The sequence below is a fragment of the Ramlibacter tataouinensis genome, from assembly GCF_001580455.1.
In the GTDB taxonomy this organism is placed as follows: domain Bacteria; phylum Pseudomonadota; class Gammaproteobacteria; order Burkholderiales; family Burkholderiaceae_C; genus Ramlibacter; species Ramlibacter tataouinensis_B.
Genome location: NZ_CP010951.1, coordinates 3,962,086 through 3,979,501, shown reverse-complemented (window position 1 = coordinate 3,979,501; position 17,416 = coordinate 3,962,086). Strand labels below are relative to the sequence as shown.

The 17,416-nt window shown below is 65.4% G+C and carries 20 protein-coding genes; all 20 read left to right on the top strand.

Features of this window, described 5'->3' with window-relative positions; genetic code table 11:
• The first annotated feature begins 14 nt into the window (after window positions 1-14).
• A complete protein-coding gene (gene cpaB, locus UC35_RS18435) occupies window positions 15-881 on the top strand; it encodes a Flp pilus assembly protein CpaB (protein ID WP_061502264.1) in 867 nt (288 codons plus the stop codon).
• Window positions 882-924: 43 nt separating this feature from the next.
• On the top strand, window positions 925-3,507 hold the full coding sequence (locus tag UC35_RS24435; protein WP_082793371.1) for a type II and III secretion system protein family protein: 2,583 nt from the start codon (window positions 925-927) through the stop codon (window positions 3,505-3,507).
• A gap of 12 nt (window positions 3,508-3,519) precedes the next feature.
• The gene (locus tag UC35_RS18425; RefSeq protein ID WP_061502262.1) at window positions 3,520-3,792 is read left to right on the top strand and encodes a hypothetical protein; all 273 of its coding nucleotides are present in this window, start codon (window positions 3,520-3,522) and stop codon (window positions 3,790-3,792) included.
• 132 nt (window positions 3,793-3,924) lie between these two features.
• Window positions 3,925-4,116, top strand: a complete 192-nt coding sequence (locus tag UC35_RS18420; RefSeq protein ID WP_061502259.1) for a Flp family type IVb pilin — start codon at window positions 3,925-3,927, stop codon at window positions 4,114-4,116.
• Window positions 4,117-4,219: 103 nt separating this feature from the next.
• The gene (locus UC35_RS18415) at window positions 4,220-4,402 is read left to right on the top strand and encodes a hypothetical protein (protein WP_145979540.1); all 183 of its coding nucleotides are present in this window, start codon (window positions 4,220-4,222) and stop codon (window positions 4,400-4,402) included.
• A 24-nt stretch (window positions 4,403-4,426) separates the two neighbouring features.
• Complete coding sequence (locus UC35_RS18410; protein WP_061502253.1) at window positions 4,427-5,692, top strand: pilus assembly protein TadG-related protein; 1,266 nt, start codon at window positions 4,427-4,429, stop codon at window positions 5,690-5,692.
• Window positions 5,693-5,697: 5 nt separating this feature from the next.
• A complete protein-coding gene (locus UC35_RS18405) occupies window positions 5,698-6,138 on the top strand; it encodes a TadE/TadG family type IV pilus assembly protein (protein ID WP_061502251.1) in 441 nt (146 codons plus the stop codon).
• Entirely contained in the window at window positions 6,135-6,569 is a 435-nt protein-coding gene (locus tag UC35_RS18400) for a TadE family protein (RefSeq protein ID WP_061502249.1), read from the top strand. Before UC35_RS18405 ends, UC35_RS18400 begins: the two co-directional genes overlap by 4 nt.
• Window positions 6,570-6,631: 62 nt before the next feature.
• Entirely contained in the window at window positions 6,632-7,741 is a 1,110-nt protein-coding gene (locus tag UC35_RS18395; protein ID WP_227820376.1) for an AAA family ATPase, read from the top strand.
• Between the two features lie 47 nt (window positions 7,742-7,788).
• Window positions 7,789-9,129, top strand: a complete 1,341-nt coding sequence (locus tag UC35_RS18390; protein ID WP_061503926.1) for a CpaF family protein — start codon at window positions 7,789-7,791, stop codon at window positions 9,127-9,129.
• A 13-nt stretch (window positions 9,130-9,142) separates the two neighbouring features.
• Window positions 9,143-10,129 carry a type II secretion system F family protein gene (locus UC35_RS18385; RefSeq protein ID WP_061502245.1) on the top strand — a complete coding sequence of 329 codons (987 nt, stop codon included), beginning with the start codon at window positions 9,143-9,145 and terminating at the stop codon, window positions 10,127-10,129.
• Between the two features lie 26 nt (window positions 10,130-10,155).
• Window positions 10,156-11,073 carry a type II secretion system F family protein gene (locus UC35_RS18380; protein ID WP_061502243.1) on the top strand — a complete coding sequence of 306 codons (918 nt, stop codon included), beginning with the start codon at window positions 10,156-10,158 and terminating at the stop codon, window positions 11,071-11,073.
• Between the two features lie 2 nt (window positions 11,074-11,075).
• Complete coding sequence (locus tag UC35_RS18375) at window positions 11,076-12,584, top strand: hypothetical protein (protein WP_061502241.1); 1,509 nt, start codon at window positions 11,076-11,078, stop codon at window positions 12,582-12,584.
• A gap of 30 nt (window positions 12,585-12,614) precedes the next feature.
• Window positions 12,615-13,364, top strand: a complete 750-nt coding sequence (locus UC35_RS18370; RefSeq protein WP_061502239.1) for a class I SAM-dependent methyltransferase — start codon at window positions 12,615-12,617, stop codon at window positions 13,362-13,364.
• The gene (locus tag UC35_RS18365) at window positions 13,364-13,723 is read left to right on the top strand and encodes an EamA family transporter (RefSeq protein WP_061502237.1); all 360 of its coding nucleotides are present in this window, start codon (window positions 13,364-13,366) and stop codon (window positions 13,721-13,723) included. The genes UC35_RS18370 and UC35_RS18365 overlap by 1 nt, the downstream gene beginning before the upstream one ends.
• Entirely contained in the window at window positions 13,707-14,774 is a 1,068-nt protein-coding gene (locus tag UC35_RS18360) for a glycosyltransferase family 2 protein (protein ID WP_227820374.1), read from the top strand. Before UC35_RS18365 ends, UC35_RS18360 begins: the two co-directional genes overlap by 17 nt.
• 57 nt (window positions 14,775-14,831) lie before the next feature.
• Entirely contained in the window at window positions 14,832-15,119 is a 288-nt protein-coding gene (locus UC35_RS18355) for an I78 family peptidase inhibitor (RefSeq protein ID WP_061502235.1), read from the top strand.
• A gap of 232 nt (window positions 15,120-15,351) precedes the next feature.
• Window positions 15,352-15,846 (top strand): GtrA family protein, encoded by a 495-nt coding sequence (locus tag UC35_RS18350; protein ID WP_082793370.1) that lies wholly within the window; start codon window positions 15,352-15,354, stop codon window positions 15,844-15,846.
• Window positions 15,843-16,652, top strand: a complete 810-nt coding sequence (locus UC35_RS18345) for a glycosyltransferase family 2 protein (RefSeq protein WP_061502231.1) — start codon at window positions 15,843-15,845, stop codon at window positions 16,650-16,652. The genes UC35_RS18350 and UC35_RS18345 overlap by 4 nt, the downstream gene beginning before the upstream one ends.
• Window positions 16,653-16,670: 18 nt before the next feature.
• Entirely contained in the window at window positions 16,671-17,411 is a 741-nt protein-coding gene (locus tag UC35_RS18340; RefSeq protein WP_061502229.1) for an NTP transferase domain-containing protein, read from the top strand.
• Window positions 17,412-17,416: the final 5 nt, after the last annotated feature.

Genomic DNA, 17,416 nt, shown 5'->3' with positions numbered 1-17,416 from the left:
TCAAGGAGATCAGGATGAGAAACATGAAGGCATTGGGCCTGCTGGCGCTGGCGATCATCGCCGGCCTGGCCGCGGCCCTCTACGCGGCCGGCTGGGTATCCGAGCGGGCCACAGTGGCGTCGCAGAAGGTCGTGGTCGCCGCCGTCGACATCGAGCTGGGCAGCAAGATCAACGCCCAGATGCTCACGATGGTGGACTGGCCGACCGGCTCCACGCCGGAGGGTGCGTTCAATGACATCAAGGACGTCCAGGACCGGGTGCTGAAGGTCGGCCTGCTGCGCGGCGACGCCATCCTGGAACGCAAGCTCGCTCCTGCCGGCACACAGGGCGGACTTTCCGCAGTGATCGCCGAGGGCAAGCGAGCGATGACGGTGCGCGTCAACGACGTGATTGGCGTGGCCGGCTTCGCGCTGCCCGGCAACTACGTCGATGTCATGGTCAATTCGCAGGTTGAATCCTCCAAAAAGGGCGAGCCTCCGAGCCCGGTGAGCATGACGGTGCTGGAGCAGGTTCTGGTGCTGGCGGTGGCGCAGGAAGCCAGCCGCGACGACACCAAGCCCAAGGTGGTGAGCGCGGTCACGCTCGAGCTCTCGCCGGAAGACGCCGAAAAGCTCGACCTCGCGCGCAGCGTCGGCTCGCTGTCGCTGGTGCTGCGCAACCAGCTCGACAAGAAGATGGCGTCCACCAGCGGCGTCACCAAGAACCAGTTGCTCAAGCTGCGCGAGGTGGCCGACACCAAGGTCGTGGCCGCATCGGCCCCGAAGCCGACCCCGGTGGTGGCCCGCCCGCGGCCCGCACCCACGGCGCCTGCGCCCGCCAAGGAGCCTTCGATCTGCGTGGAAGTGATCCGCAACGGAACGTTGACGGCCAACTGCTTCTAGCAGGCCGCCGGTCGAAGAAAAAGAACCCTCTCAGGGAGCCCACATGAAAAACTCTTTCCGCGTATCGCAATTGGCCCTGGTGGCCATGTGCGCCGTCGGCACCGTCGCCCTCGCGCAGCAAGCGCCTGCGTCCGGGCCGCGAGCTGCACGCCCGGCCACGGCGAGCAGCCCCGCGCTGCGGCCCTGCACTACCGTTACCACCGATCCGCCGATCCGCCTGGCCCTGGGCAAGTCGCAGGTGCTTCGCCTCGACTACCCCGCCGCGCGCATTGTGGTTGGCGGGCAGGCGTCGAATCGCGCCGGCCGGCCGATCGACACGCCGCCCGTGGCGCGTGTCCCGCCAGGCGGCGTGCCAGGGGCCATGCCGCCTCCGCCCCCGCCGACCCTTGGCGAAGCGATGGGTGTGGCCGACACGGAATTCACGCTCCTGAGCCCCACCGACCTGTTCCTCCTGGGCCGCAAGACCGGCTCCATGAACATGATCATCCAGGGCACGGATGGCCGCTGCGCGGTGAAGGATATCGTCGTGACCATCGACCCCGACACGCTGCAGGCCAAGCTTGGCGAGCTGATGCCGGACGAAAGCGGCGTCAAGGTCCGCGGCGCCGAGAACAGCATCGTCCTGACCGGCAGCGTGAGCGACACGGTGAAGCTGGACCAGATTCTCAGCCTGGCCAGTTCCTACGGCGACGGCAAGAAGGTCGTGAACCTGCTACGGGTGACCAGCCCGCAGCAGGTGATGCTGGAAGTGAAGATCGCCGAGGTCAGCAAGAACCTGCTGAGCAAGCTGGGCGCGAGCCTCAACGTACAGAAGAGCTACAGCAACGGCCTCAACACCTACACCTTGCTTTCCAGTTTCCTGAGCGGCGGCAGCGGGTTGGCGCAGGCGCTGCGCATCGGCACCGGAACGATTACGGTCGATGGCCAGAAGGACGATGGCATCGTGCGGATCCTGGCCGAGCCGACCATCATGGCGGTCAGCGGCCAGTCGGCGAGCTTCCTGTCCGGCGGCAAGATCTTCATCCCTGTCTCGCAAAGCAGTACGGGAACGGCGTTCCCGGTCATCTCGCTGGAAGAAAAGGAATTCGGTATCGGACTGAAGTTCACGCCCACCGTGTTGGATGGACGCGTGAACCTCAAGGTCACGTCCGAGGTGTCCGAACTGTCGCAGACGGGTTCGCCCTTCACCACGATCAACGGCGTCACCGCCGTACTGCCCTCGCTCACGACGCGCCGGGTGGATACCACGGTGCAACTGGGCGACGGCCAGACCTTCGCGGTGGCCGGCCTGATCAAGAACAACTTCGCCGAAGCGATGAAGAAGTTCCCCGGCTTGGGTGAGACGCCGGTCGTCGGCGCGCTGTTCCGCTCGACGGAATTCCAGACCGACCAATCCGAGCTGATGTTCGTGGTCACGCCGCGCCTGGTGAAACCGATCATCGGGCCGGTCTTGCTGCCGACGGACGTCCATGTGCCGCCGAATTCCAACGACGCGTTCATCAACGGCAAGGCCGAAGGCACGCGGCCGCTGCCGGCCGCGCCTGCACCGCTGCCGACCGCACCTGCGCCTACCGCGCCGCCCGCCCGTCCGGCCAGCACCGGCGCGCTCACGCCACCGGCTTCGGAGCGGCAGCCCCAGGAGACGGCCAAGCGCGAGCCGCTCGCCCGACCCGCACAAGCCAAGGTGGAGCTGGCCCTGCCCGCGCCCGTCGCGCAGCCCGCGCCCGTCGCGCAGCCCGCACCCGTCGCGCAGCCCGCACCCGTCGCGCAGCCCGCTCCGTTGGCGCAGCCCGCTCCGGTGGCGCAGCCGGCTCCGGTGGCGCAGCCGGCTCCGGTGGCGCAGCCGGCTCCGGTCGCGCAGCCGGCTCCGGTCGCGCAGCCGGCTCCGGTCGCGCAGCCCGCTCCGATCGCGCGGCCGGCTCCAGTCGCGCAGCCCGCTCCAGTCGCACAGCCCGCACCGGTCGCGCAGCCCGCACCGGTCGCGCAGCCTGCCCCGGTGGCGCAGCCTGCTCCGGTGGCGCAGTCCGCTCCGGTGGTGCAGCCCACGCCGGCACAACCCGAGCCAGTTGTGCAACCCACTGCGGTCGCGCAACCCGCGCCGGTCGCTCAGCCCGAGCCGGTCGCCCAGCCCGAGCCGGTTGCGCAGCCCACGCCGGTTGCACAACCCGAACCGGTCGCGCAACCCACGCCGGTCGCTCAGCCCGAGCCGGTTGCGCAGCCGACGCCGGTTGCACAACCCGAGCCGGTGGCGCAGCCCACGCCGGTTGCACAGCCCGAGCCGGTTGCACAGCCGACGTCGGTTGCACAACCCGAGCCGGTGGCGCAGCCCACGCCGGTTGCACAACCCGAACCGGTCGCGCAACCCGCGGCAGTCGCACAACCCGAACCGATCGCACAGCCTGCGCAGACCGCGCCCGTCACTGAACCGACCAAGCTCGAGGCAGCTGCGCTGCCTGCGCCAGTGGAAAAGTCCGCTCAGTTCTCAGGCAAGCGCCCCCTCAAGCTGACCACCAAGCAGATCGCGCCGTTCGAGACGCAGCTCGCCGTCGCTGCACCTCAACCTGACCCGGTCCTGCAGCCGGAGCCGGCCTCGCAGCCCGAAGCCAAGCCCGCAGCCGCGAACTAAGGAGTGCACGCCATGCAAAGACTTCTCGCCCTCATCCCCGTCGCACTGCTTGGCGCCTGCGCGGTCTCGCCGACGCCGCAATACGACATGCGTTTCGGTGAAGCCGTCAACCAGGCCAAGCAGCAGATGACCGCGAATCCGAATCCAGCACCGGTCCAGGCCGCCATCGGCATGGACGGCAAGGCTGCGGCCGAGGCCCATGGTCGCTACCAGGACTCGTTCAAGGCGCCGCCGCCGGTCGTCAACGTCATCAACATCGGCGGCTCGGTGGGCGGCGGCAATTGACGGCATCGCCTGCGAATCGCAGTGACCCAATCCAGACAGGTTTCCGGAAAGGAGAGCGCATGGATTAGATGACCCGTACCTTTTCCCAGAAACAAACCATCTTTTCTTTCATCTCACTTCAAGGTGAACTCAATGAACCAAATCGTCAAATTCTTGCGGGAAGAAGACGGCGCGCAAGTCATCGAATACGCGCTGATCATCGCCGTCGTGTCCATCTTCATCGTCATCGCCCTGCGCGGCCTGACCAACGGCACCGGCTTCTCGGCCTTCATCAACCGGGTGACCAACTGCCTGACCGGCACCACGACCTCCTCCTGCAGCTGATCGAGAGAACCAACGGGCGGGTCCATTCGCCCATTCCGGGCGAATGGACCCCACCGGAGTCACTTGCACCGACCTGATCTGCGCCGCTCGAAGGGAAATGACCATGACGACCAAGCCCGAGAAGTCGCGACTCAAGGACCACGACCAGGCGATCGAGTACGCACTGGTCAAGCTGGTCGTGGTCGCGCTGGTCCTGGTCTTCACGCCGATGTTGACTAGCAGTCGATTCACCCGCTCCTTCTTCAGCCAGCTGTCGGATCTCCTCGCAGGAAAGCTCTTCTTCTGAACCGCCACCCAGATGACACATCACATGGCGACGAACCGGATTTCACACCTTCCGCAGCGGCAACGTGGCGCCATGTTGCTCACGGCTGCCATGGTCATGTTCCTGCTACTGGGTTTCATCGGCGTCGCGCTGGACTTCGCACGGTTGTTCGTCGTCAAGTCGGAACTGCAGACCGCCATGGACAGCTGCGCCCTTTCTGCCGCGCAGGAACTCGACGGCCAGACCGACGCGATCGTCCGCGCGCAAAACGCCGGCAAAAACGCGAGCGACCTGAATGGGGTCGGCTTCCAGTCAACGCTCTGGGGCGGGCTCGGCCTGCTCGACAAGAACACCGAGATCACCTTCCGGACTTCAGGCTACAGCACGACCACCATCGCTACCGCGGCCCGCTATGTCCAGTGCCAGCACACCCACACAGGCTTCAAGACCTACCTCCTGCAGGCGCTGGGCGCGTATGGAAATTCCGCCCTCGGCGTCAGCACCAGGAACGTGACCGCGTCTGCCGTTGCCACACGCGCCAGCGCCCAAACCGCCTGCCCTATTCCCCTGGCGGTGCGGCCCAAGACGGCCGGCGCACCGGGCCCTAACTACGGCTACGCGCCCGGCGAATGGGTCACCATGCTGACCAAGAGCGACTCCGGTGCCAACGGATATATCGGCTGGGCCAACCTCGACGGCAGCAGCAGCGCCTCAGAAACCGTCGCCGAAATGAACGGCAAATGCGGCGTGACCGTAGGCACCACCCTGGGCACCCCCGGCGTTCAGAGCACCGTTGCCGACAACTGGAACTGGCGTTTCGGCATCTACAAGAACAACCAGTATCCCTACGACCAGTACAAGCAACCGGACCGCACGGGCTATATCTACAGCGCCGCCACCTGGCCGTCCCAAAGCAACGCCTACGGCGACTACCAGTCAAAAAGCGCCTCGTATGCCAACTGCATCCAGAGCACCACGGTGAACAACCAGTCGGTGAAAGACTGCGGAGACCTCCATGGCTACGACCTCAACAGCTTCAAGGACTTGATCCCAGGGGGAGCGGGTTCCACCGGCGGCCACAAGGACTACGGCACCAACCGTCGCGTGGTGCTGGTTCCGGTGACCAATTCCTACCCCGGATCGGTCGCCGACTACGCCTGCATGCTGCTGCTGCAGCCGCTCGATGTCGGCATGAACAGGGATGTGCAACTCGAGTTCATCGGAAATGCCAGCGTGCCAGGCAGTCCGTGTGCGACCAGCGGGCTGCCCGGCGGCGTCGCCGGCCCTCTCGTGCCGGTTCTCGTGAGGTAAGCGCCATGACAGACCAAAAAAACCAGCGCGGCGCCGCCCTCCTCGAACTGGCCTTCGTGATCCCCATCCTGCTGGTGATCACCTTCATCGTCACCGAATTCGGCCGCGCCATCTACCAGTACAGCGCGCTGACCAAGTCGGTGCGCGACGCCGCGCGCTATCTTTCCATCCAGACGCCCAATACCAAGGTCACCGAGGCGCAGAACCTGGTGGTGTACGGGACCACCACTGCGGGCAGCACGCCCCTGGTGACGGGTTTGACCACCGCCATGGTGTCGGCGAACTGGCCCATTGCGCCTACCGGCACGAATCCGCCCATCTACACGGTCACCGTGCAGATCAGCGGCTACACCTTCCAGTCCACCGTGCTGTCTGCTTTCGGCCTGCCGTTCAGCAACGTCACCTTCTCCAACATCCGCGCGACCATGAGGAGCCATACGACATGAGAAGCGGTGCACAAAAAGGCTCGACCTCCATCGAGTTCGCCCTGGGCCTGCTGGTGTTCCTCACCTTCCTGCTGGGCATCACCGACTTCGGCCGCATGCTGTACACCTGGAATGCCGCCAACGAGGCGGCACGGGCCGGCGCGCGTTACGCGGTGGTGTGCGACTCCACATCGAACCAGGCCGACGTGCTCTCGCGTATGCGGCAGCTGGTACCGCAGATCAGCACGATCACCACGACCTGGACGCCTTCCGGCTGCACCGCAAGTACCTGCGAGGGTGTCACGGTGAGCATCACCGGCCTCAACTACCAGTGGATCTCGCCGGTCGCCGGGCTGGCCGCCATAGGCGCCATCCCGATGCCGCAGTTCTCAACCTTCCTGACGCGGGAAGCCATGCGAGGGGACCCCAACAGTCCCACGATCTGTCCTTAAGTCACTGGGTACCGACCATGAAAATTGCAGTCATCTCCCCGAACAAAAACCATTTGCGGGACATGGGCGCCGCGCTGGAAGCCCAGGGTCACCGCGTGACGCTGGCCGAGGGCGGCAAGAGCAAGATGCGAGCCATCGCCGATGCCGACAAGCCGGACGTGATGCTGGTCGATGGCATGTGCTGCGACCCCGACGAGCTCACGCACGTCGAGCAGGTGACCAATACGCACCCCGGCACCGCGGTGATCCTGCTGTGCGCCGCGCAAACGCCGGAGTTCCTGATCAATTCGATGCGCGCAGGCGTGCGCGAGGTCCTGCCCTCGCCGGCGCCGGCGGTCATGCTGCAATCGGCCGTGGCGCGCATCGCCGCGAAGTTCGCCAGCACACGCGGCAACACCAAAGGCAAGATCGTCGCCCTCCTGCCCTGCAAAGGCGGCAGCGGCGCCACCTTCCTGGCCACCAATCTGGGATACCAGCTGGCCGAATCACGCTCGGTGCTGCTGATTGACCTGAACCTGCAGTTCGGCGACGCGCTGTCCTTCGTTCATGACGGAAAACCACCGTCCACCATCGCCGACGTCGCGCGCGAAATCACCCGCCTGGACGCATCGCTGCTGGCGTCGAGCACCGTCAAGGTCACGCCCAACTTCAGCATCCTGGCCGCCCCGGAAGACCTGGCGCAGGCCATGGAAGTCAGGCCCGACCACGTGGAAGCCATCCTGAACGTGGCCGTCACGCAGTACGACTTCGTGCTGCTAGACCTGGGCCTGAACCTCGATCCCATCGCGATCAAGGCACTGGACCGCGCGCAACGCATCTACGTGGTGATGCAGTCAGAACTGCCGTCGGTGCGCAATGCCGGCAGGCTGCTGCAGGTGTTCAGGTCGCTGGGCTATCCGCAGGACAAGACAGAAGTGATCCTCAACCGGTATGAGCGCAACAGCGACATCGGCCTGGATCAGATACGCAAGTCGCTGGGTCAGGTCCGCGTCGTGACGGTGGCGAACTCCTACAAGGAAGTCCACACCGCCATCAACCACGGCGAGGCGCTGGCCAAGGCGGCGAAGTCCAACACGGTGGCACGACAGCTTGCCGAACTGGCCACGGCCCTCGATCCCCGTCAGGAAGACGGCAGCAAGGGCTTGCTTGATCGACTCTTCCGGAGGGCATGAGTATGTCGACGACCAACGTCATCCCGCTTGACAAGGAACTCTCGCTGATGTCGCTGCGCGACAAGCTCAGCGGAGGCGAACCGGGCAGCCGGACTGGCCAGGTTGCTTTCGGCGACGCCTACAAGCATCTCAAGAGCCGCATCCACCTGAAGCTGCTCGACAAGGTCGACCTGGCCGTGCTCGAGACGCTGTCGCCCGAGGAACTGCGCCGCGAGATCTCGATCATGGTCGAAAGGCTGCTGGACGAGGAGCAGGCCGCCATCAACGACGCCGAACGCGGGACGCTGATCCGCGACATCCAGCACGAGATGCTGGGATTCGGGCCGCTGGAACTGTTGATGGCCGATCCGGCCGTGTCCGACATCCTGGTCAACTCCTACCGCCAGATCTACGTGGAACGACGCGGCCGGCTGGAGCTGAGCAACGTCACCTTCACCGACGAAAAGCACCTGCTGCGCATCATCGACAAGATCGTGTCGCTGGTGGGGCGGCGCATCGATGAATCCAGCCCCATGGTCGATGCGCGCCTGCCCGATGGCTCCCGGGTCAACGCGGTGATCCCGCCCGTGTCCATCGACGGCCCCATGATGTCGATACGCCGCTTCGCGCACATCCCGCTGAAGATGGAAAACATGATCGGCGACCTCAAGACCATGACGCCCGAGATGGCGCACATGCTCGAGGGGCTGATCAAGGCCAAGGTGAACATCCTGATCTCCGGCGGCACGGGCGCCGGCAAGACCACGCTGCTGAACATCCTTTCGGGCTACATCCCCGACGCCGAACGCGTGGTCACCATCGAGGACGCGGCGGAACTGCAGATGCAGCAGCCGCACGTGGTGCGCATGGAAACGCGCCCGCCCAACATCGAAGGCAAGGGCGAGATCACCCAGCGCTCACTGGTGCGCAACGCGCTTCGCATGCGCCCCGACCGGATCGTCATCGGCGAAGTGCGCGGCGCCGAGGCCTTCGACATGCTGCAGGCCATGAACACCGGCCACGAAGGGTCGCTGACCACCATCCACGCGAACACGCCGCGCGACGCGCTGTCGCGGCTGGAAAACATGATCGGCATGGCCAACCTGAACCTGCCGCACCGCGCCTCGCGTCAGCAGATCGCCTCGGCGATCGGCGTGATCGTGCAGGTGCTGCGCATGATCGACGGCCGTCGCAAGGTCACCAGCATCCAGGAGATCACCGGCATGGAGGGCGAGATCATCACCATGCAGGAGATCTTCGCCTATCGCCAGACCGGCATCGGACGCGACGGCATGGTGGAAGGCCACTTCCAGGCGACCGGTGTGCGGCCCAAGTTCGCCACGCGCCTGCATGCCTTCGGCATCGACCTGCCGGACACCATGTTCGACCCGAGTCGGCGTTACCAGTGACAAGGAGCCCCTCATGAATCTCGCCGGCAACGCTTTCCTTGTGATGGCCGTGCTCGTTTTCGTGGCAGTGCTGCTGTTCCTGGAGTCGATGTACCTGCTGTGGAATTCCTACCACGGCCCCGAGGCCAAGAAGATCAAGCACCGGCTGCAGGTGCTCTCGGGCAACCACGACAAGACCGTGCAGACGCGCTTGCTGCGCCAGCGCATGCTCAGCGAGCTGCCCACGGTCGAACGCTTGCTGGGCCGCTTCCCGCGCATGCACAGCCTGGATCGCTTCATCCTGCAGTCGGGGCTGGAGACGACCGTATCCAAGCTTCTTCTGTCCTGCGTCGCGTCCTTCGTGCTCGCCTGGTTCCTGATCCGGTCCCAGTTCCAGTTCTCATCGGTGATGGCGCTTCTGCTGTCATTGGTCGCCTGCGCCCTGCCGCTGATGTACGTGGCCTGGATGCGCTCCAAGCGGCTCGAGAAGATCCAGCGCCAGTTGCCGGACGCGCTCGACCTCATGACGCGCGGCCTGCGCGCCGGCCATGCGTTTTCGTCGGCATTGAAGATGACCGCGGAAGAGATGCCCGAACCGATTGCCGGCGAATTCCGCACCGTCCACGACGAAGTCAACTACGGCGTGTCGCTGCAGCAGGCACTGACGCACCTGAGCGACCGGGTCCCGATGACCGACCTGCGCTACTTCGTGGTGGCCGTGCTGATCCAGCGCGAGTCGGGCGGCAACCTGACCGAGATCCTGGGCAATCTTTCGCGTCTGATTCGCGAGCGGCTCAAGCTCTATGCGCGCATTCGCGTGCTGTCCTCGGAAGGACGCCTGTCCGCCTGGGTGCTGGGCCTGATGCCTTTCGCGCTGGCCGCACTGCTCAATGCCTTCAATCCCGATTTCATGAGCCCGATGTGGAAGGACCCGATCGGCATCTTCATCACCCAGGTCATGCTGACGATGATGGTGTTCGGCGTGCTCGTGTTGATCAAGATCGTGAAGATCCGCGTCTAGGGTCTCCATCCGCAAAGGAAAGCACCATGTTGATCCTGGGCTTGCTCATCTTCCTGACCATCACGTCGGCGCTGGTCGGCGTCTTCCTGTGGCTCTCGCCGACGCGCACCGAGCAGCGCCTGCAAGCCATCACCTCGCCGGCGCGCGAGTCGAACTGGACCGAGACCGTGGTCAAGGTCGCCGGCCCGCTGTCGAAGCTGTCGGCGCCGCAAGGTGCCGACTGGGAGACCTCGCGGCTGCGGCTGCGTTTCCTGAATGCGGGCATCCGTAGTCCCGAAGCTCCGCTGCTGTTCTATGCCGCCAAGACGGCTTTGCCGCTGCTTTTTGCCGGGCTGGCCTTCCTCTGGCTGCGCACGACCACCAGCCAGTCGTATGGCATCACGCTGCTGTTCTACGTGATGCTGTTCGCGCTGATCGGCGTGTACCTGCCGAACTTCGTGGTGTGGATGGCCGGGCGTGGCCGCAAGCGCGAGATCTTCGAGAACTTCCCGGATGCTTCGGACCTGTTGCTGGTGTGCATGGAAGCCGGCCTGGGCCTGGACTCCGCGCTGACCAAGGTGACCGAGGAAGTCCGGCGCAAGAGCCAGGCGCTGGCCGAGGAACTCCACCTGACGAACCTCGAGATGCGGGCCGGCGCGACGCGCGAGAAGGCCCTGCACAACCTGGCGATGCGCACCGGGGTGGAGGAGATCAGTACCTTCTCCTCGATGCTGACGCAGGCCGACAAGTTCGGCACCAGCATCGGCGATTCGCTTCGCGTGTTCTCGGACGACCTGCGCTACAAGCGCCAGGTGCGCGCGGAGGAACTGGCGGCCAAGGTGCCGACCAAGATGCTGTTCCCGCTGGTCCTGTTCATCTTCCCGTCGGTCATCATGGTGGTCCTGGGTCCCGCGGTGATCCAGATCATCCGCATGGTGATGCCGATGCTCAGCGGCGAGGTCTGAGCATGGCGCTGGACCAGAACATCGCCCTGGCGCGAGCGGACCGCCCCGCGGCCGGTTTCTTCCTGGCGTCGTGGCCGCTGCTGACGGCCGTACTCACCTACGCCTACCTGCTGGCCCACGGCGCTTCGATGCTGCTCGATGGCGATACGCACTGGCATGTGGCCACCGGCCGCTGGATCCTGGAGCACGGGGTCGTGCCCCAGGTCGATCCCTTCTCTCACACGATGCGCGGGTCCCCGTGGACCGCGCACGAATGGCTTTCCGATGTGGCCTTGGCCTGGGTTTACCAGTGGGGCGGATGGACCTTCGTGACGGCCCTGGCCGCCTTCGCGTTCGCCGTCACGATCGCGCTGCTGACGCGCACCCTCCTGCGCTGGCTGGAGCCGGTGTATGCCCTGCTCTTCGTCGGCATCGCGTATGCCATGACCCAAGGCCACGCGTTGGCACGGCCGCACCTGCTGGCCATGCCGCTGCTCATGGCCTGGACGGTCGAACTCGTGCGCGCCCGCGAAGACGGGCGCAGGCCCGGCTTCTGGCTGCTGCCGGTGATGACGATCTGGGCCAACATGCATGGCGGCTTCACCCTGGGTATCGCGCTGGCTTGCGCCTTCGCCGCCGAAGCAGCGCTGGAGGCCTGGCCGGATCGCGCCAGGCTGGCCGCCGTGGCACGGTCCTGGGGTTCCTTCCTGGTGCTGGCTGTCGTGGCAGCCATGGTCACGCCGCACGGTCCCCAGGGCTTGTGGTTCACCTGGCAGGTGCTGGTCCAGTACACCTACGCACTCGACGTCATCAGTGAATGGCAGTCGCCCAACTTCCACGGCTTCCAGCCGCTGGAGCTGTGGCTGCTCGGCGGCCTGGCCCTGGTGATGCATCAGGGCTTGCGCCTGCCGCCGATGCGGCTGCTGCTGCTGCTGGGGCTGATCCACATGGCGCTCAAGCACGCGCGCTACATCGAGATGCTCGGTCTGCTGGCGCCGCTGGTGTTCGCCCCGGCCTTCGCGGCGCAATGGCGCGAGCGCCGGCGCGGGAAGGCGCAGTTCGACGGCGCCGACCGCTTCTTCGAGAAGCTGGCCGCTCCGGCCGGTCCGGGCGCGATCCTGCTGGCCCTCGTGCTGCTGGTTGCCATCCCCAGCTGGATGGCGCGGGCCAGGCCGCTCGACTTCGGGCCCACCCTGGCACCGACCGCGGCGATCCAGGCTGCGAAAGCGGCGGGCGTCAGCGGCCCCGTGCTCAACAGCTACGGCTCGGGCGGCTACCTCGCTTTCGCCGGGATCCCCTCGTTCATCGACGGCCGCTCGGACATGTATGGCGACGCATTCCTGCGGCAATACCGCGAAGCACTGGGCTTGGCCACCTCGGACGGCTTGCAGAAGCTGGTGGACAAGTACGGCGTCACCTGGACCTTGCTGGATGCCGGCACGCCAGCGGTCGCATTGCTCGACCACCTGCACGGCTGGCGCCGCGTGTATGCCGACGATCACACCGTAGTTCACGCGCGCAACAACCCCTGACGCGGCGCCGTCACACACAGGGAGCACGACATGGGTCTCTACGTCTACGACACTCGCTTCTACGACTACCAGCAGGCCGGGGCGCTGGCTTCGGCCCGCGCGGTGGTGCCGCTGCTCATGCGCCACCTGGGGCCGCGCAGCATGCTGGATGTCGGATGCGGCGCCGGCGCCTGGGTGCGCGCCTATCAGGAGGCGGGCCTGCCGGACGTGACCGGCGTGGACGGCAGCTACGTCAACCCGTCGCGACTCATGTTCGCGCCGACGCGGTTCCGGCCGATCGATGTCGCGCGCCCGTTCAGCCTGGGCCGCCGCTTCGACCTGGTCCAGTGCCTGGAAGTCGCGGAGCACCTGGATCCGCAGGCCAGCGGGACGCTGGTCGACAACCTCACCTCGCATGCGCCGGTCGTGCTGTTCTCCGCGGCGCCTCCCGGCCAGGGCGGAGAAAACCACATCAACGAGCGGCCCTACGAGTTCTGGCAGGAACTGTTCGAGCAGCGCGGGTTCCGGCTGTTCGATTTCGTGCGCCGGCGCATCCAGCATCGCGTCGATGTCGAACCCTGGTACCGCTACAACCTGATGCTCTTCGCCAACGATGAGGCCGTCCTCCCGGCCAGCGTGCGGGAGACGCAGGTGCCGAGCCATGCCGTCGCCGATGTCGCGCCACTGGCATGGCGGGCCCGGCGGCTGGTCCTGTCGGCGCTGCCGCACCGCGCGGTGACGGCGCTGGCCGTCGCCAAGCACCGTGCGGTGCTGAACCGGCGCACGGGACCGCAGCTGTGATGAAGGCACAGCTCCTGCTGTTCGCCGTGCTCGGCTCGGTGCTTGCCGCGCTCGGGCAGGTCAGCTTCAAGCAGGGCGCCAACGGCCACATCGCGCTGGCCGATTTCGTCAACATGTGGATCTTCACCGGGCTGGTGCTCTACGGCGTGGGCACCCTGCTCTGGATCCTGGCCCTGTCGGCCGTGCCCCTGACGGTGCTGTATCCGTTTGCGGCGCTCACCTACGTGCTCGTGAACGTGCTGGCGGTGGTCCTGCTCGGTGAACGCCTCACCCCGCGCGGTTTGGCCGGCACGGCGCTGGTGCTCGCGGGCCTGTTCCTGGTAGCAAGCAGTTTCGAGGTCAATGATGCGCAGCCCTGAGTCCGCGAAACCCGTGCCCCCGGCGATCTCCATCGTCGTGCCGTGCTTCAACGAAGAGGCCGTCCTGTTCAACACCTTCTCCAGGCTGTCCCGGCTGCTGGAGCGCCAGTGCGCGGCGGGCAAGATCGCGGAACGCAGCAACATCGTGCTGGTCGACGACGGCAGCCGCGACCGCACCTGGGAGATCATCGACGCCTGGGTCCGGATCGGCGAGCCCGTCATCGGCGTGAAGCTCTCGCGCAACTGCGGGCACCAGAATGCGCTGCTGGCCGGCCTGGCTTCGGCCAAGGGCGACGCCGTCATCACGATCGACGCCGACCTGCAGGACGACGAGACGGCGATCGAGCGGATGATCGACGCCTTCCAGGAGGGCAGCGAGGTGGTGTACGGCGTTCGCAGCAAGCGCGATTCGGACACCTGGTTCAAGCGCAGCACCGCACACGCCTTCTACAAGCTGATGAATGCCCTGGGCGTGCAAACCATTGCCGACCACGCCGACTACCGGCTCCTGAGCCAGCGCGCGATTCGCTACCTCGGGCAGTTCGGCGAGGCCAACATGTTCCTGCGCGGCGTGGTCCCGCTGCTCGGGCTGAAAAGCGCCGTGGTCCACTACGAGCGGCGGCCACGCCTGGCGGGCGAGTCCAAGTACCCGCTCGTCAAGATGATCGAGTTCGCGCTGAACGGAATCACATCGTTCTCCGTGAAGCCCCTCCGGCTCATCACGGCGCTGGGCTTTTCCGTCTGCTTCGCCTGCCTGGCGCTGGCCGGCTGGGCGCTCGCGGTCAAGCTGATGTCGCCGGACGCGGTCCCCGGCTGGGCTTCGACCATTCTTCCCATCTACTTCCTGGGTGGCGTGCAGTTGTTCTGCATCGGCGTGCTGGGCGAATACACCGGCAAGATCTACGTCGAGAGCAAGAAGCGACCACGCTACTTCGTCGAGCGTGTGGCGCGCCAGGCTCGCGGCGACCGGCCGGGCACTGGTTCCGGCGTTCCCGCGCACCGGCGCATGCGCTCGCGCCCGCACCCGCTGGGCGTGAGGCTGCAGCAGTGAACTGCGCAGCAGCCGGTTGTTACTCCAGTCGGGCTCCAGCTCAGGTAAGTTGCTCGCATGATGCGAGCGAGGATTGCGCTGGCGGCCTTCCCGTGGATCCTGCTTCTGGGCTGCTCGAGCCAGCCCAGTTTGCCCGAGGCCCGCTGCCGCGCCGCCGGCGGCGCTGCGCAACTGGGCCAACCCTTGACCGACCGGAGCGCTGACGCTGCCCGCATGGGCGCGGGCGCCCTGCGGACTCAGGTCCTGCGCTACGGCGCGCCGGCCCCGGGCACGGATGTCGACCCGCAGCGGCTCAACATCGAGGTGGACGACAAGGGTGTCATTCAGCGGCTGCGCTGCGGATAGGGCTTCCTTTCCCTCGCCTCCTACGGCCGACCACCCATCCCTAACGGTCGCGTCCAGATCCGCCTCCGATTGGAGGAGCGGATCAGTGGCTCACCTCATCCGGGACGTCACCTGCCATGAGCCTCGCAGGCCTCGTCCTGAGTCCCTAGTAGAAATCGCTTGCAAATTTAGGGATCTTTATACCTTTTGAAATGACGGGCGGAATTGCACCCTTCCAGAAATTCCCAAAGGGATGCGATCCGCGATCGCACCCGGCTCCCCGAGGCCTACGAGAAAGACTCGATTGCGAATCATCCGATTCCTAAAGTTCACAGGAATTTCCGGTGCCGGCTGGCTCCTGGACTTCGCACTTCTTCTTCTCCTCGTCGGTGCATTTGACATCCCTATCGCTAGCTCCAACCTCATCAGCTCTTGCATGGCTGCCGTCGCGGTGTTCCTCATTTCACGGCAAACCATCTTCCAGTCCGCTCCCGGCGCAATGCTTCGACGCGTCGGCCTTTACTTCACCTACAGCCTCTCCGTCGTCCTGCTGGCCTCGGTCGCCATCCGGTACGTCGCGCAGTACCTCCCCATGCTTTGCGGGGATCTGGGAGTAGTCACCCCATCAGCGGCCGTGATCGCAGCGACGGCGAAGCTGATCATGACACCGCCGCAACTGTTCATGAATTTTCTTGCGGCGCGCCTCACGTCGGAATCGAAGTTCCGGATCGCAGGTGAACCGACATGAACGAGCGACTGCTGATCCTGATCCCTTGCTACAACTGCGAAAGGCAGATCGCTCGCGTTCTGCGCCAGTTCACGCCGGGCATCGCCGCCCGCTTCGAGGAAATCCTGGTCCTCGACAACGGCAGCAAGGACCGGACGCTCGAGGTCGCCGCGGCGGCGCTGAAGGAACTGCGGGGGATTCGCGCGTGCTTGGCCCGCAACTGGGAGAACTACAACCTCGGAGGCTCTCACAAGGCCGCATTTGCATACGCCGCGGCGAAGGGCTACAGCCATGTCGTGGTGTTGCATGGCGATGACCAAGGGCATATCGCCGATCTCCTGTGCGTGCTGGACGCAGGTCTGCACCGGCAACATGACGCGTGCCTGGGCGCCCGTTTCATGACGAAATCGAAACTTCTCGGCTATTCGAGGTTGCGCATCGTCGGTAACCGGGCAATGAACCTGCTGGCGTCGACTGTATCGGCCGCCAAGGTGCTGGACCTCGGATCGGGCCTGAACATCTTCGGTCCGCGGGTCATCGGAGATCGGAAAGTCGATCGCCACTCCGACGACCTTTGCTTCAATGTCTACCTGTTGCTCGGCATGATCGACGATCGCCTGTCGATCAACTTCTTTCCAATCAGTTGGCGTGAGGATGACCAGGTGTCGAACGTCAGGTTGTTTTCGCAGGCGCTCAAGACTTTGGGCATCCTGACGGAATACCTGCTGCGTCGCACCGATTTCCGCAGGATCGACCATCGTGACATGCCGCGGCACGCCTATCGGTTTAACGTGGTGGCGCAGGTCGGTGGCGCGCTCCCCACGTAGTCGTGCCACCATCAAGACATGGTCATGGACGACTTCGCACTGATCATGCCGATGGCGGGGCGGGGATCGCGGTTCGCCACGATGGGCATGCCGAAACCTCTGATTGAAATCGCTGGCAAGCCCTTCTTCTGGTGGGCGGTGGAAAGCGTGCGCCGCTGCGTGCCGTTGCGAAAATCGGTATTCGTCGTCCTGGACGAACACTGCACGAAGTTCGACATGGACGCACGAGTTCTCTCCTTCTACCCGGATGCGACAATCGTACGCGTCCCCGATGTCACCGCCGGAGCCGCCGAGACGGCGATGCTCGGCCTGCGCCAACTCGCCGGCGCCGGTCCGGTGGCCATCAATGACTGCGACCATGCCTTCGACGGCAGTGCACTTCCAGACCTGGCGCGGCGACTGGGTTGCGGAGACATTTCCGCGGCTCTGCTGTGCTTCCGCTCCAACGACCCTTCGTATTCATACGCAGCACTGGATGACGCGGGTTTCGTGATCGGTACGGTGGAAAAGCGTGTCGTGAGTCCGCATGCAATCGCGGGCTGCTACCTCTTCGCAGATGCAGCACTGTTTCTCGACGAATTCGAGACGTACCGGGCGCAATGCCCTTACCACGAACTGTTCATGAGCGGGATCTGCAATGGGTTGGCCCAACGCGGGCAGCGCATGGTCAAAGCTGACCTGGGGCGGCACTGGACCTTCGGCACGCCTGACGAATACAGCCGCGTTCCAGCCGACGACCTCGCCCGCGCCTTCACGTAGCGACT